13 protein-coding genes are annotated in these 13,361 nt (G+C 69.6%); 2 read left to right on the top strand and 11 right to left on the bottom strand.

Annotated elements, in window-relative coordinates; all coding sequences use genetic code 11:
- Nucleotides 1–2: 2 nt before the first annotated feature.
- The gene (locus ACFW3F_RS11620; protein WP_388057377.1) at nucleotides 3–485 is read right to left on the bottom strand and encodes a polyadenylate-specific 3'-exoribonuclease AS; all 483 of its coding nucleotides are present in this window, start codon (nucleotides 483–485) and stop codon (nucleotides 3–5) included.
- A 103-nt stretch (nucleotides 486–588) separates the two neighbouring features.
- On the opposite strand from ACFW3F_RS11620, the gene ACFW3F_RS11615 reads away from it, so the two are divergent.
- The gene (locus ACFW3F_RS11615; protein ID WP_388057450.1) at nucleotides 589–2,160 is read left to right on the top strand and encodes a mannosyltransferase; all 1,572 of its coding nucleotides are present in this window, start codon (nucleotides 589–591) and stop codon (nucleotides 2,158–2,160) included.
- 50 nt (nucleotides 2,161–2,210) lie between these two features.
- Here ACFW3F_RS11615 and ACFW3F_RS11610 read toward each other — a convergent pair whose 3' ends face one another.
- From ACFW3F_RS11610 to ACFW3F_RS11585, 6 genes are all read right to left on the bottom strand, one after another.
- Nucleotides 2,211–2,918, bottom strand: a complete 708-nt coding sequence (locus ACFW3F_RS11610) for a lysophospholipid acyltransferase family protein (protein ID WP_388057375.1) — start codon at nucleotides 2,916–2,918, stop codon at nucleotides 2,211–2,213.
- Between the two features lie 153 nt (nucleotides 2,919–3,071).
- Nucleotides 3,072–4,079: an ROK family protein gene (locus ACFW3F_RS11605; RefSeq protein WP_388057373.1), complete on the bottom strand. Its 1,008-nt coding sequence runs from the start codon at nucleotides 4,077–4,079 to the stop codon at nucleotides 3,072–3,074.
- Nucleotides 4,079–4,585: a hypothetical protein gene (locus ACFW3F_RS11600; protein ID WP_388057371.1), complete on the bottom strand. Its 507-nt coding sequence runs from the start codon at nucleotides 4,583–4,585 to the stop codon at nucleotides 4,079–4,081. The genes ACFW3F_RS11605 and ACFW3F_RS11600 overlap by 1 nt, the downstream gene beginning before the upstream one ends.
- Nucleotides 4,586–4,769: 184 nt before the next feature.
- Nucleotides 4,770–5,999, bottom strand: coding sequence for an ArsA-related P-loop ATPase (locus tag ACFW3F_RS11595; RefSeq protein ID WP_388057369.1), 1,230 nt, complete (start codon nucleotides 5,997–5,999; stop codon nucleotides 4,770–4,772).
- 20 nt (nucleotides 6,000–6,019) lie between these two features.
- Nucleotides 6,020–6,457, bottom strand: coding sequence for an SRPBCC family protein (locus tag ACFW3F_RS11590; protein ID WP_388057367.1), 438 nt, complete (start codon nucleotides 6,455–6,457; stop codon nucleotides 6,020–6,022).
- Complete coding sequence (locus ACFW3F_RS11585) at nucleotides 6,457–6,909, bottom strand: hypothetical protein (RefSeq protein ID WP_388057365.1); 453 nt, start codon at nucleotides 6,907–6,909, stop codon at nucleotides 6,457–6,459. The genes ACFW3F_RS11590 and ACFW3F_RS11585 overlap by 1 nt, the downstream gene beginning before the upstream one ends.
- Nucleotides 6,910–7,017: 108 nt before the next feature.
- On the opposite strand from ACFW3F_RS11585, the gene ACFW3F_RS11580 reads away from it, so the two are divergent.
- Nucleotides 7,018–8,826, top strand: a complete 1,809-nt coding sequence (locus ACFW3F_RS11580; RefSeq protein WP_388057363.1) for an AMP-dependent synthetase/ligase — start codon at nucleotides 7,018–7,020, stop codon at nucleotides 8,824–8,826.
- A gap of 41 nt (nucleotides 8,827–8,867) precedes the next feature.
- Here ACFW3F_RS11580 and ACFW3F_RS11575 read toward each other — a convergent pair whose 3' ends face one another.
- The 4 genes from ACFW3F_RS11575 to ACFW3F_RS11560 form a co-directional block, all read right to left on the bottom strand.
- Nucleotides 8,868–9,992 carry a glycosyltransferase family 4 protein gene (locus ACFW3F_RS11575; protein WP_388057361.1) on the bottom strand — a complete coding sequence of 375 codons (1,125 nt, stop codon included), beginning with the start codon at nucleotides 9,990–9,992 and terminating at the stop codon, nucleotides 8,868–8,870.
- Nucleotides 9,992–11,407: a hypothetical protein gene (locus tag ACFW3F_RS11570; protein ID WP_388057359.1), complete on the bottom strand. Its 1,416-nt coding sequence runs from the start codon at nucleotides 11,405–11,407 to the stop codon at nucleotides 9,992–9,994. Before ACFW3F_RS11570 ends, ACFW3F_RS11575 begins: the two co-directional genes overlap by 1 nt.
- A 6-nt stretch (nucleotides 11,408–11,413) precedes the next feature.
- Complete coding sequence (locus tag ACFW3F_RS11565; RefSeq protein ID WP_388057448.1) at nucleotides 11,414–12,433, bottom strand: NlpC/P60 family protein; 1,020 nt, start codon at nucleotides 12,431–12,433, stop codon at nucleotides 11,414–11,416.
- Between the two features lie 231 nt (nucleotides 12,434–12,664).
- Complete coding sequence (locus ACFW3F_RS11560; RefSeq protein WP_388057357.1) at nucleotides 12,665–13,348, bottom strand: C40 family peptidase; 684 nt, start codon at nucleotides 13,346–13,348, stop codon at nucleotides 12,665–12,667.
- Nucleotides 13,349–13,361: the final 13 nt, after the last annotated feature.

The following is a 13,361-nucleotide window of genomic DNA, read 5'->3' as shown; positions in this document are numbered from 1 at the left end:
GGTCAGACGCGGGCCTTCTCGATCGCCTCCCACCGGCGCAGGTTGTGCCGGGCGTCGCTCAGTGCGTCGTGTGCGTCCGAGGGGGTCGGCGGCAGCGCCGGACGACCCGCGGCCTCCCAGTGCTGGCGCAGTTCCCGTGTGAACCGGGGGATCGCGCGCGGCAGCGCGGTCATCGGACCCCAGAGCTGGCAGAGCACGACGTGGTCGTAGGCCCCCACCCAGGCCCACAGCTCGATGTCGGAGCCGTCGGCGGTGAGGAATTCGAGGAGGTCCTCCCGGATGCGGCGCCGATCCCGCCAGGCGGACGACGACGGCGACGGCAGCTTCGGCAACACATTGGCCCGCACCCAGTCCCCGGCCCGGCCGGGATCGAAATCGGTCGACACCGCGTAGAACTCGCGACCGTCCTCACCGACGACCCCGATCGAGACGAGCTCGATGGTGGTGCCGTCCTCGATGAACTCCGAGTCGTAGAAGAAGCGCATGGGTCAAGTATTCACACACCCTCGCGCCCACCCGTTCATCGCGCACCGTTTCGCCATACCGCCCTCTGCCTGTCTACCCTGGTATTTCGTGCGCTCCAGGTCTGTGCTGGCGACCGCTCTCCTGGCGGCGTCGATCATCGCGCGGCTCGTCTGGGACACGCTGACCGTGAACGGCAGGAACTTCGTGGACCTGCACGTTTACCGTGACGGTTCGGCGGGTCTCGCCGACGGGTCGCTCTATTTGTTCACCTACGCCGGTGAGACCGACTTCGCGCTGCCCTTCACCTATCCGCCGTTCGCGGCCGTCGTGTTGTACCCGCTGTCCCTCGTGCCGTGGGACCTCGTGGCGATCGGATGGCAGCTGGCCACGTTCGGCGCGTTGTACGCCTGCGTCGTGCTCGCCCTGCGCCTGTGCGGCTCGACCACCCACGTCTACGCGGTCGCCGCGCTGTGGACCGCGCCGGCGATCTGGTGCGAGCCGGTCCGGGTGACCCTCGACTACGGCCAGATCAACGTCTTCCTGATGCTCGGCACGCTCCTGGCGGTCACCTGGGCACGCAGCGATCGAGGAGTACTGGCCGGCGGTGCGCTCATCGGCCTGATGGCGGGCATCAAGCTGACCCCGGCGATCTCCGGTCTCTGGTATCTGGCCGCACGCCGACCGCTGGGCGCCGTGTCCGCGGCGATCGCCTTCTTCTTCACGGTCCTCGGCTGCCTGCTGCTGTTCCCTGACGTCACCCGGACGTACTACGGCAAGCTGTTCGGCGACGCCGAGCGCATCGGCCCCGTCGAGGCGGTGATCAACCAGAGTCTGCGTGGCACCCTGTCGCGCTTCGTCGGATTCGACGTGGGGACGGGCTGGATCTGGATGGTCGGCGTCCTGGTCGCGATCGTGGTGGCGGTGTTCGCCTGGCGGGCGGTGTCCGACGCGCTGGGCATCCTGCTCGTGGTGCAGTTCTTCGGACTACTGGTGTCGCCGATCTCGTGGGTACATCACTGGGTGTGGGTCATCCCGCTGGCGATCTGGCTCGTCCACGGTGCCGGATCGCGGCGTCGGGGCGCGCGGGCCGTGCTCGCGATGTGGGTCGCGGTCGCGGGGCTGGGTATCCCGTGGCTGCTCCGGGTCACCATCGAGTACGGCCCCGAGCCCCCGGCGGCCCTCGAGGCGATCTTCGGGGCTGCGTGGCCCTTCGCCACCGTCGTCACCTTCGCCTGGTTGATCGCGACCCGGGCCGCGCGCGACGACCCCCGGGACACGCGACCGCTCGACGTGGTCGCCGCGGCGATCGTCGCCGACGGCCGGTTGCTGCTCGCACAGCGATCCCGTCCCGCCGAACTCGCCGGCCAGTGGGAACTACCCGGTGGCCGTGTCGAATCAGGGGAAACGCATGCGGCCGCGTTGATCCGAGAGATCCGTGAGGAACTCGGCGCCGAGATCGAGCCGGGTGAGGGTGTGGGCTCCCCGGTGACGCTGCCCGGTGGACTGGCCCTCCACGCCTACCTGGCGCGGGTGCGCTCGGGCACTCCGACGGCACTCGAGCACCTCGACGTGCGCTGGTTCTCCGCCGACGAATTGCGACTCTTCGACGCCGCCGAGATCGTTCCGGCCGACCGCGAGTGGATCCCGGAGTTGTGCGAAGTCCTCGACGGCACCCGGGTAGGCGACGCCGGCTGATCCGGAAGGGGACTCGCTGCTCGCTCGCCGAGCCGGTTGTGCGGAGCTCCTCAGGCGGCGTCGGCTGCCGGCGGCTCGACCGGCGGGACCTGATTCTTGAGGCTCGCGGCGTAGACGTCGACGTACTGCTGGCCCGAGAGCTGCATCAGCTCGTACATGATCTCGTCGGTGACCGAGCGCTCGATGAAGCGGTTGCCCTCCATGCCCTCGTACCGCGAGAAGTCCAGGGGCTTGCCGATGCGCACCGCGACCCGGGTGGGTCGCGGCAGGATGCTGCCGGGCGGGTTGAACTTGTGGGTGTCGATCATGGCAACGGGGATGACCGGCACCCCGGTGTCCATGGCCAGACGCGCGAGCCCCGTCTTTCCCTTGTAGAGACATCCGTCCGGGGACCGGGTGCCCTCGGGGTACATCCCCATCAGTTTTCCCTTGTCGAGCTGACGGCGTGCCGCGGTGAGCGCACCCTCGGCCGCCTCGGCCCCGGACCGGTCGATGGGGATCTGGCCGACGGCGGTGAAGAACCAGCGCTGCAGACGTCCCTTGAGACCGGTGCCGGTGAAGTACTCACTCTTGGCGAGGAAGTAGATCCGGCGGTCCACCATCAGCGGCAGGAAGAAGCTGTCCATCACCGCGAGGTGATTGCTCGCCAGGATCGCCGGACCGTCGGTCGGGATGTTCTCGTGCCCTTCGATGGTCGGCCGGCCGAGGACCCTCAGGATCGGGCCGAGAAAGATGTACTTGAACGCCCAGTACCACATGAGATTCTCCTCGCCGCGCACACGACCCGATGACTTCCCGCCGGCCGATCGTCCCACGGAGACCGCGGGAACCGGCGGGTGCCCCGACGCCAAGACCTTACCCGCGTCGAACTCTACCGTCCGGCCAGGACCGGCCGTGGACTCGCGGAGTGCTCAGAGGCCGGAGACCGGACGAGTCTCGGCACGGGGATCGGCCAGTGGCCGTGCGGCCGTCCGGATCGCCTGCCGCGCAACCTCTGCCGCACCGACGACACCGGCGGTCTCGCCGAGTTGGGTACCGCGGATCCGAGCGAGCTGGCGGTGTCCGGCACCGGTGACCTGACGGGCGTAGTGTTCCCTGGCCTCGTCGAGGAACAGGCCCGACGCCGCGCCGACGCCACCGGCCAGCACGATGAGGTCGGGGTCGAAGATGTCGGCGATCATCGCGAGCCCCTGGCCCAGCGATGTCGCGAACCGCGCGAACGCCGCCACCGCGACCGCGTCCCCGTCGGCGGCGGCTCTGGCCACCCGGCGGCCGGTCAGCGACCCGGGATCGGCCGCGACGTCTGCGGCGAGCTGACTGCGACCCCAGTCGCCGTCGGCGAGCAACTCCACCACCGTGTCCACCAGCGCGGTGCCGCTGCAGTACCGCTCCCAGCAGCCGCGCTTGCCACAGGCGCAGGCGCGCCCGTCCGGGACGATCGTCAGATGCCCGAGTTCCGGTGCGACGCCGTAACTTCCGCGGTAGATCTCCCCCTCGATGACGAACCCGGCACCGATGCCGGTGCCGATCGCGAGGACAACGGTGTTGTGACCGCGCGCGGCCGCACCGAACCGCCATTCGGCCACGGCGGCCGCATTGGCGTCGTGCTCGGCGTAGACCGGGATGCCGACGCGCCGGGTCATCTCCTCGGCCACCGGCGCCTCGCGCCACGGCAGGTGCGGCGCGAACCGGACGATCCTGCGGTCGGTCGTCAGGAAGCCGGCGATCGCGAGTCCGACAGCCTTCGCGTCCCAGCGCGAGGTCAGCTCACCGACGAGCCGGTCCAGGCAGTGTTCGAGCGCTTGCGCGGTCGGCGGGGTCTGCGCGCGCAGCGTGTCCAGCATCGTGCCCCGGTCGTCGACCACCGACGCGCGCACACTGGTGCCGCCGATGTCGATGCCGATGGTCAAGTCGCCCATCAGTTCTCCTGCCCGGAGCCGGGTCCGGGTGACGGCGCGCTCCGCCCCGGTCCATCACCGGGACGCGGTGTCCCGGTGTCGCGACCGGCCGCCGGACCGTTGAAGCGCACTGCGATCGGTTCGTACTGCCGTGGCGCCGACGAGGTCGTGGGCGAGGAGCGCAGCGCCTCGGCGATGGCCTCCAGCACGGCGATGACCGCCGCGATCAGACGGGCGACCAGGTCACCGATCTCGGCGAGCAGCGAGGTGATCTCCCCGGATGCCCCCGAGAGCGCGTGTCCCAGTGGACCCCCGTCGACGAGGGCCGCGAAACCGGGTCGGGCTCCCGCCGCTTCCCCACTGCCGGGGGTGTGCGACTGTGGAGCCGGCGCGAAGAGCCCGGCCAGGTTGTCGATCTGGGTGGCCAGCCCGAGCAGCAGGTCGCGGACCGGGTCTGCGGGGCCGTCTCGGCGGTCGTCCGCGGACCCGTCACCGGCCTGCCGGAACGTCTCGTCGTCCGTGCCCATCGCGAACTCTCCCCTTCTCTGGCCCCGCGCGTCCACCCACCCGCGTGTCTGGCGTCCGGGTCACCGGAACCGTACCGCGCCGGTTCGGACAGTGCGGTCTCCGAACGTACCCCGCCCGGGCCGGTCCGTTCCACCATTGCCGTCGCGCAGGATCGTGCCACCTCGTCGCGGCCGGTCAGCTGGATCAGTCCTGTGGTCGTGGCCAGACCGACGGGTCGGGGACGAACCTGATACCCAGGGTCGTTCCGTCCCAGTCGGCGTCGACCACCGCGCACCGCCGCAACACAGACGGTAGGCGCACGGGATGGCGGAATCCGGCGATCGTCACCAGCAGGTCGTCTCCGCTGCGCCCGAGAGCAAGCGAATCCGGGTCCGGGAGGCGCTGCGGCCAGGACAACCGATACACCGGACCGGCGGGACGGCCGTCCACGCGCCCCTGCCCCGCCTCGACCTCGGCCGCTGCCGAACCCCGTGGCACGCCGTGCGGCGCAGGCAGCGACACCGAGAGCTTCCGCAACCGGGCCATGCGATCGATCCTGTCGACCGATTTGTCGACCACCTCGACGCGCACCGATCGGGAACTGTCGGAACCCGCGAGTTCGGCCCGCACCGTCTCGGCGATCTCGGTCGCGGATTCTGCACCGACGCCGCCGTTGACCTGCACCGACGCCAGCGGGAGCCCCATCAGGTCCGCGGTGGCGACGTGGTGGCCGGTCAGTCGCCGGCTCCGGTCGTCGGCGGCGAGAACGAGGTGCACTGCCACCGCGTGCGGATCGGCGAACAGTTCCGCGATGTCGAGGCAATCCCGGTCGATCGCGTCGACCGCGGCCGTCAACTGCGCGACCATCGGACGCTCGGCAGCCATCGCGAGACGTCGGTGCCGCGGCCAGAACCGGTTGAGCGCCTGGCTGAGAACCGCTCCACCACGCAAGAACTGCAGCGGGTCGCCGCATCCGGAACAGTCGACGACGATCCGCTGCCACCGGCCGCTGACCGCCTCGTCCCGAATGCGTCGCAGGAGGAGGAAGTCGTCGATCCCCGGCAACGAGGTGAGCTCGGCGGCATCGATCCCGGCCAGCGTGCCGACCCCGGGCAGCGCCGTCTTGCTGCGGCTCACCGTGTGCTCGAGCACCTCGACGAAAGCCGACCAGGTGCGCTCGGTGAGGTCCAGCCGGTCCAGGGTCAGCAGATGGAGGTACTTGGAGACGACGACCGGTTCGCCGGGCCGGCGATACACCCGCGCCCAGTCGGGCACCGGCGACCAGCGGTCGACGGTGATGAGAAGGGTGTCGGATTCGGCGACCGTCAGTCCCGATCGGGGCGCCGACCGGTCCGACCGGGAGGCGACGGGGCGCTGGGTCGCACCGGCTGCTGCGATCGCGGAGACACCAGAACCCCCCGGACCGAGCACCACGTGGATGGGCGTGAGATCGATCAGCCTTCGACCCTCTTCTTGAGGTCGTTCAGCGCCGCATCGGTGATGGCCTTCTCGGCACGCCTCTTGAGCTGCCCGATCATCGGCACCTGCAGGTCGACCATGAGTTCATAGGTCACCTTCGTCGATCCCGGAACCTGTTGGGTCAGAATGTATCGCCCGCGCTGATCCTTCTGCAGATCACTGGACACCAGGCGCCACGACACCGATGTGGTGTTCGAATCCCACTCGTAGGCAAGTACATACGTGTCCTGAAGGACACCGGCGTCGAGCACGAAGCGGACCTCGAGGGCCCGGCCGGACTCATCGGTGCGCAGCACCTCGACCTCGCGGGCGGCGGTCACCCACTCGGGATAGTGCTCGAAGTCGGCGATGACGGCGAGGATGGCGTCGGCATCGGCGCCGATGACTATGTCGCGTTCGGTGTGATCGGCCATCACCGAGTCCCGGCCGGAGTCGCGTCGGCCCCCGTGGCCGGCCAACCGGCGGCGGGACCACCGACGACCCGGCCTTCCTCGAGCAGTCGCTTGACCTCGAAGGAGACCTCCTTACCGATCACGCGACGCTCTTTGTTCGCCTCGGCCAGCACGTCGGCACGGACACGTGGGTCCTCGGGCAGTCGGCCGGTGGGTTCGGCGTGGAGGAAGTAGTGCAGGACGAAGCCGTCGAGGACCGCCTCGTTCCAGATCTCCATCGTTCCCGACACCGGGCCCTCGACCCGCCAGCGCACGCCCTGCTCGCCCCGGTCCTCGGTGACGGCCAGACGGAGGTCCGGCCACCACTGACGCCACTTGGCGGGGTCGCCGATCACGGCGGCTGCCGACGGCGGTGCCGCGGCGACGAAGACCTCGTCGGCCACCTGGATGCTCGTCACGCCCACTAGCTTCACATACTCGTGTCGACGCAGGGTAGTGCACCCGAAAGCGACGTCGCGATGAGTGCGGTTCAGCAGCGGGGATACGATTCGGTGACTGATGTCTACTGGAGGGTAACCACGATGGGTGAGTACAGCGTGCCCGCGACGTTCTCGATCGACGACGACGAGAACTGCACGAACATCATCTTCGGCCTGGCGCAACGATCGCCGCAGCACATCGTGTTCCGCCACAAGCAGGGCGACCGGTGGGAACCGGTCACCGCCGCCGATGCCGCCGCTCGTATCTCCGCGATCGCCAAGGGCCTGATCGCGTCCGGCGTCAACCCCGGCGACCGGGTGGCACTGTTGTCACGCACACGCCTCGAGTGGAACCTCTTCGACTTCGCGATCTGGTCCGCCGGTGCGATCACCGTCCCGATCTACGATTCGTCCTCCGCGGGCCAGATCGAATGGATCATGCAGGATTCCGGCGCCGTGGCGATCGTCCTCGAGGACGACGGACATCGCGCTGAATTCGAGTCCATCGACTCCCTCACCGCGCCGGTGACCGTCTTCCAGATCGACCGCACCGATGCGCCGGGTGCCGTGGACGAGCTCGTCGCGGCGGGTGCGGACGTCCACGACGACGAGGTCGCGGCACGCCGCGGGACCGTGAAGGCCGCCGACGCGGCGACCCTGATCTACACCTCGGGGACGACCGGGCGCCCGAAGGGCTGCGAGCTCACCCACGCCAACATGCTCTCCGAGGTGCGGGCGGTTCTCGCCGGCGACATCCTCGACAAGGTCATCGCACGCGACGAGAAGCGCCTGCTGATGTTCCTGCCCCTCGCCCACGTCCTCGCCCGGGCCATCACGCTCGTCGCCATCGAGGCCGGCGCGGAGGTCGGGCACACCAGCGACATCCCGAACCTGGTGGACGAGTTCGCCGTCTTCAAGCCGTCGCTCATCCTGTCGGTGCCGCGCGTGTTCGAGAAGGTCTACAACACCGCCCGCCAGAAGGCGCACGACGGTGGCAAGGGCAAGATCTTCGACGCCGCATCCGACACCGCGATCGCGTACTCGCAGGCGAAGGAGAAGGGTCAGGTCGGTCTCGCGCTGAAGGTCAAGCACGGCGTCTTCGACGCACTCGTCTACAAGAAGCTCCGGGCCGCCCTCGGCGGTGAGTGCCAGATGGCCATCTCCGGTGGCGCGCCGCTCGGTGCCCGCCTCGGCCACTTCTTCTCCGGCGTCGGCGTGCCCGTCTTCGAGGGGTACGGCCTGACCGAGACCACCGCGGCCTTCAGCGTGAACACGCCCTCGGCCTCGAAGATCGGTAGTGTCGGGAAGCCACTGTCGGGCAACGACGTACGGATCGGAGACGACGGCGAGGTCCTGCTTCGCGGCGGCGTCGTCTTCACCGAGTACTGGCAGAACCCGGAGGCCACCGCGTCGGCAGTCGTCGACGGCTGGTTCCACACCGGTGATCTCGGCACCGTCGACGCCGAGGGGTTCATCACCATCACCGGCCGCAAGAAGGAACTGATCGTCACCGCGGGCGGCAAGAACGTCTCCCCCGCCGGACTCGAGGACGTCATCCGCGCCAATGCGCTGATCTCGCAGGCAACCGTCGTCGGCGACGCCAAACCGTTTGTGGCCGCACTCATCACGATCGACCCCGACGCGTTCCCGGCATGGAAGGAGCGCATGGGCAAGCCCGCGTCCTCGACCGTCGCCGACCTCGCCGACGACGCTGATCTCCGCGCCGAGGTCCAGTCGGCCGTCGATCTCGCCAACAAGACGGTGTCGCATTCCGAGGCCATCAAGAAGTTCCGCATCCTGCCCACGGACTTCACCGAGGAGACCGGCGAGATGACGCCGACCCTCAAAGTGAAGCGCAACGTCGTCGTGGAGAAGTTCGCCGGCGACATCGAGGCGATCTACCAGCGGTGAGCTACCGGCGACCGGCGCGGGATGCCCGCGCCGGTTGCGCCTCAGAGCAGCTGACGCAGCCGGGCGGCCATCTGACTCCACTGCCAGTTCTCGACGACGTAACGCCTTCCGGCCCGGCCCATCTCGGCTGCCGCCGCGCGGTCGCCGAGGATCGACAGGATCGCCAGGGCGACCGCGTCGACGTCGGTGCCGTCGACGGCGGTGCCGGTGACGCCCTCCTCGATGGTCTCCGGCGCGCCACCGGACAGGCCGGCGACCACGGGCACGCCGGTGGCCGACGCCTCGAGGTAGACGATGCCCAGACCTTCGACGTCGAGTCCACGACCCCGCGTCCGGGACGGCATCGCGAAGACGTCGGCGATGTTGTGGTACGCGGCGAGTTCGGCGGCGGGCACCGATCCGGTGAAGATCACGTCGCTCGCGACCCCCGCGTCTTCGGCGAGGTCGCGCAGCGTCTTCGCATAGGGACCACCGCCGACGATGACGAGGGCGGCGTCTGGGATCGTGCGCCGGATCAGCGGTAGCGCACGGATCAACACGTCTTGCCCCTTGCGTGGCACCAGTCGCGACAGGCAGAGGATTGTCGGCCGGTCCCCCAGGTCGAGTCGATCGCGAAATTGCTGCCTCAGCACCGGATTCGGGGCGAAACGATCGGTGTCGACGCCGGGCGGCAGGTGTTCGAGCGCCGCGCGGGCGCCGAATGCCGATGCGAAGCGGCCGCGGGTGTATCGGCTGACGAAGGTGATCACGTCGGTGTGGCGACCGATGTGGCCGAGCACCTGTCGCGCACCCGGCAGCATCGACCACCCGACTTCGTGGCCATGGGTGCTTGCGACGATCCGCTGCGCGCCCGCGCGGCGCATCGCGGGTGCCAGGATGGCCAGCGGTGCGGCCGCCCCGAACCACACCGTCGAGATCTCTTCCCTGCGCACGATCTCGGCGGCTCGGCGTGCCACGAACGGAGTGGGCAGCATGAGGGTTGTCGGGTGCCGGTAGACCCGGTAGGCCGCTGCGGCGTCGAACTCCTCGTGCGAGGCGCCGCGCCATCGAGGCGCGTAGACGACCACGTCCTCCGGCGGGAGCAGGTCCACCAGGTTCTGCAGGTAGGACTGGATGCCGCCGGGCCGCGGCGGAAAGTCGTTGGTGAGCAACAGTGTTCGAGACATCAGCTGACCTGCCGTGCCAGCCAGCGTTGCCAGTCGGCGACCAGTTCGGCGCGTGTCAGTCCGAGGCTCGAGGTGATGGCCGCGTCCTGGGCGGCCGGGAGGGCCGACGCCGCGACTCCCAGGTACATCTTCTTGAGCCGGGCCTCGTCGAAACGATCGGCGACGTAGGCGGCCAACGACCACGCACTCTGATAAGCCACCTGTGAAGTCTGCCCGTCCATCGCGAAGTCGGTGTCGGCGGGTGGGCCCGCGGGCATCGCGCCGGCGCGCACGGACGCGGTCAGATCGGGCGCGGCGTCGGCGAATCGCGTGTAGGTGCCCCTGCGGCCGACGTACTCCGCCACGCCCTCGGTGATCCACAGCGGCGCGTCGAGCGCGGTGGAGGTGCGGGCGGCGACGTGTGTCAGCTCGTGCCGGAGGACCACGGCGAGTGTCGGCGGCGCCAGTTCCCGAACCGCCGGGGTCAGCACGATCCGCTGCCCGGTCGCCGTGCGCTGCACGAGGTCGACGCTGCTGTGCACCGTCGCGGCGGTCGCCGCGCCGGTGGCCGCGCGGCCGTCGGGCACCAGCGCGCTGAACTCGTCGTCGGTCGCGGTCGCCACGACGACCGCGCGACGATCCCAGGAGTCACCCCAGAACGCGGTGACGGCGTCGACCGCCCCGGGCAGTTCCCGTCGCAGCGTCGCCACCGTCGGAGCCGTCCGGGGATATGAGGCGACCACCGACGTGCCGCCGGCGGTGGCGGTGTCGGCGACCTGGAGGCCGGGCAGCTCCCACATCTGCGTCGGCGACGGCTCGCGACCCAGGGCCTCGGCGTCGCCGACGAGGCGCCAGTCGTCGCCGTGACGGGCGACCACCAACTGGATGCCGACGACAACCTCGGCCTCGGCGACCCCTGGGACGGTCTCGCCGCCGAGCGCGTAGCGCAACTCCACCGGTGCCACCCATGAGTCCGAACTCCCCCCGGCGTCGAGAAGCTCCTGGAGCTCACCGGGGACGAGCACCTCCGCCTCCTCGGTGGGCGCGAGCTGGTACTGGAACCGTACGAACCGCAGGGTGCCGGAACGGCCGTTCCGCGGAGCGAACCGGCGGGGCGCGAACGTGGCGGTCGCGGTGCTGAATCTGTCCTTGAAGGCCGGGGTGGCGGCGGTGTCGAACAGGGTGCCGATCGCCCGTACGTCGCCGGAACTCACGGTCGAGGTGAGCGAGTCGAGCAGCCGGGTCACCCCCGCGGCACGATCACGCTCGTAGACGTTGACCTCGGTGCTCGACGACGCGGGCGCGGTGGACGAGCCGGGGCCGCCGGGCACTCCGACCGTGCCGCATCCGGTGGCCACGACAGTGGACAGGGCGACGACAGCGGCCAGGGCGACGATGGCGGAGGCCGGGCCGGCACGCCGGCGCCGTGGGATCACCGGGGACTAGAACCGGCGGGCGGAGTTGTACGGTCCGGCTTCGTCGAGCGGTTCGACCTTCACCGGGACACCGAAGGTCGAGGCATGGATGACGTAACCGTCGCCCACGTACATGCCGACGTGATGGGCGTCCGGGTAGTAGATGATCAGGTCACCGGGCTCGAGGTCGTCTCGCGCCACTGATTGCCCGCCGGCCATCTGCGCCTGACTCGACCGTGGGATGGTCTTGCCCGCCTGGCGGAAGGCCCACACCATGAGTCCCGAGCAGTCGAACGAACTCGGTCCGGTCGCGCCCCACACGTACGGATCCCCGATCCGGGTCAGCGCGGCGTGCGTGGCGATCAGTCCGGCGGCGGTGCCCTTGGGCACCAGTCGCGGATCGAAGTCGAAGGTCGGACCGCGCAGCGCAGCCAGCTGCTTGCCGGTCATGGACTTGTAGATCGACCGGATCTGGATCGCCTGGAGCTGCAGATCGGCCTGCTTGGTCTGCAGGTCACCGCGAACCCGTTCGGCGCGCGAAACCGCCTCGGAGGCGGCCACGGCCGTCTGCTCGGCGTCCTTCTTGGCGATGGCGGTGCGTGCCCGCACCTTCTTGATGGCGGTCAGGTCCACCGACGCCTGACGCGAGATCATGTCGAGGCCCGACATCTGGTCGAGAAGCGCCTGCGGGGAGTCGCTCACCATCACTGCGTAGAGCCCGCTGACCCGCGCGCCCTGGTAACTGGCGCGGACGATCGCATCGACCCGGTTCTGGTGCACCGCGAGCTGAGCACGGCTGGTGTTGAGCGTCTGCTGCGCCTCCGCCGCGGCCTTCTTGGCCGACGCGACGATCCCCCGTTGCTTGTCGTACTCGATCTTGGCGTTGTGCATCGCCTCGGTGGTCTTCTCGGCGTCGATGCCCAGCTTCTTGTAGCGGTCGAGCAACTGGTCGGCCGACCGTGCCGGAACCGCATGGGCGTCACCGATTCCACCGGAAACGGTCGGGACGAGCGTTGCCAGCGCCGTCAGGACACAGATTGCGAGCATCAGCGGACCCGAACGCAGACGTGGTCGCGTCGCGCGCGCCCGTTCCTCCCCGATCAGCACGGTCGTACCCACTCCCTCGTGTGTGCTTGTCGATCTGCGAGCAGTCCCGGCCCCCGACGACCACCCTAGGGCGGCCCGCAGTACCCCTGGACCGATTCGGGCGGATCGCAGATCGCGATACCCCCGTTCGGTGACCCTCGTGCTCAGTCTGCTCTCGTGGTTCGGTTGTCGTCAGTACCGACGGATACCCGTCAGGGTCCATTCCTTGACGGCGTCACGCTTGACCGGGGTGCCGTAGTTGGACGAGTGGACGAACTGTCCGTTGCCGACGTAGATGCCGGCGTGGCCGCCACCGTTGAAGATCATGACGTCGCCGGGCTTGGCGTCGGAGTAGGACACTGCGCGTCCGCCACCGAGCTGGCCGTAGCTGTCGCGCGGGACGGTCTTGCCGGCCTGCTTGTAGGACCAGTAGACGAGACCCGAGCAGTCGAATGCGTTGGGGCCGGCGGAGCCGTAGGAGTAGGGCGAGCCGATCTTGCTCTCGGCGGCCTTGACGGCCTTCTCACCCGCGGTCAGCTGCGGCTGGCCGAGCGGAGCGCCACCCTGGGGGCGGAACTGCTGCGGGATCTGGTCCGGCGCGATGCCCGGCACGGTGAACTGTCCCAGGTTGGGGATCTCGACCGTGGCCGCGGGCGACTTCTTCACAGGCGTGGCCTCAGGCGCCGGCTTGGCCTCGGGGGCCTTCGCACCGGGCAGGGCCGGGATCTCGAAAGTGCCCAGCGGGGTGTGGACCGGGGCGGCGAGCGCAGGGCCGGCAGCTGCGGCGAGCGAACCGAGCGTGATCGATCCGGCGATCACCGCCTTCTTGGCGACCGTGCTGCCGCGGTTGGGCTGTTCCAAACGATGTTTGGCCACGAAGCGAGTTCTC

It is taken from the genome of Gordonia sp. NPDC058843, assembly GCF_042743165.1.
Lineage (GTDB): Bacteria > Actinomycetota > Actinomycetes > Mycobacteriales > Mycobacteriaceae > Gordonia.
Note: the sequence above shows the minus strand (reverse complement) of the source record. Positions and strands in the feature narration are given on the sequence as shown.

What these genes read in the sequence shown, in the direction of transcription:
- ACFW3F_RS11610 (WP_388057375.1), bottom strand. Translation starts at nt 2,918, where the DNA reads ATGTGGTACTGGGCGTTCAAGTACATCTTTCTCGGCCCGATCCTGAGG.
- ACFW3F_RS11620 (WP_388057377.1), bottom strand. Translation starts at nt 485, where the DNA reads ATGCGCTTCTTCTACGACTCGGAGTTCATCGAGGACGGCACCACCATC.
- ACFW3F_RS11600 (WP_388057371.1), bottom strand. Translation starts at nt 4,585, where the DNA reads ATGGGCACGGACGACGAGACGTTCCGGCAGGCCGGTGACGGGTCCGCG.
- ACFW3F_RS11565 (WP_388057448.1), bottom strand. Translation starts at nt 12,433, where the DNA reads ATGCTCGCAATCTGTGTCCTGACGGCGCTGGCAACGCTCGTCCCGACC.
- ACFW3F_RS11575 (WP_388057361.1), bottom strand. Translation starts at nt 9,992, where the DNA reads ATGTCTCGAACACTGTTGCTCACCAACGACTTTCCGCCGCGGCCCGGC.
- ACFW3F_RS11605 (WP_388057373.1), bottom strand. Translation starts at nt 4,079, where the DNA reads ATGGGCGACTTGACCATCGGCATCGACATCGGCGGCACCAGTGTGCGC.
- ACFW3F_RS11590 (WP_388057367.1), bottom strand. Translation starts at nt 6,457, where the DNA reads ATGGCCGATCACACCGAACGCGACATAGTCATCGGCGCCGATGCCGAC.
- ACFW3F_RS11580 (WP_388057363.1), top strand. Translation starts at nt 7,018, where the DNA reads ATGGGTGAGTACAGCGTGCCCGCGACGTTCTCGATCGACGACGACGAG.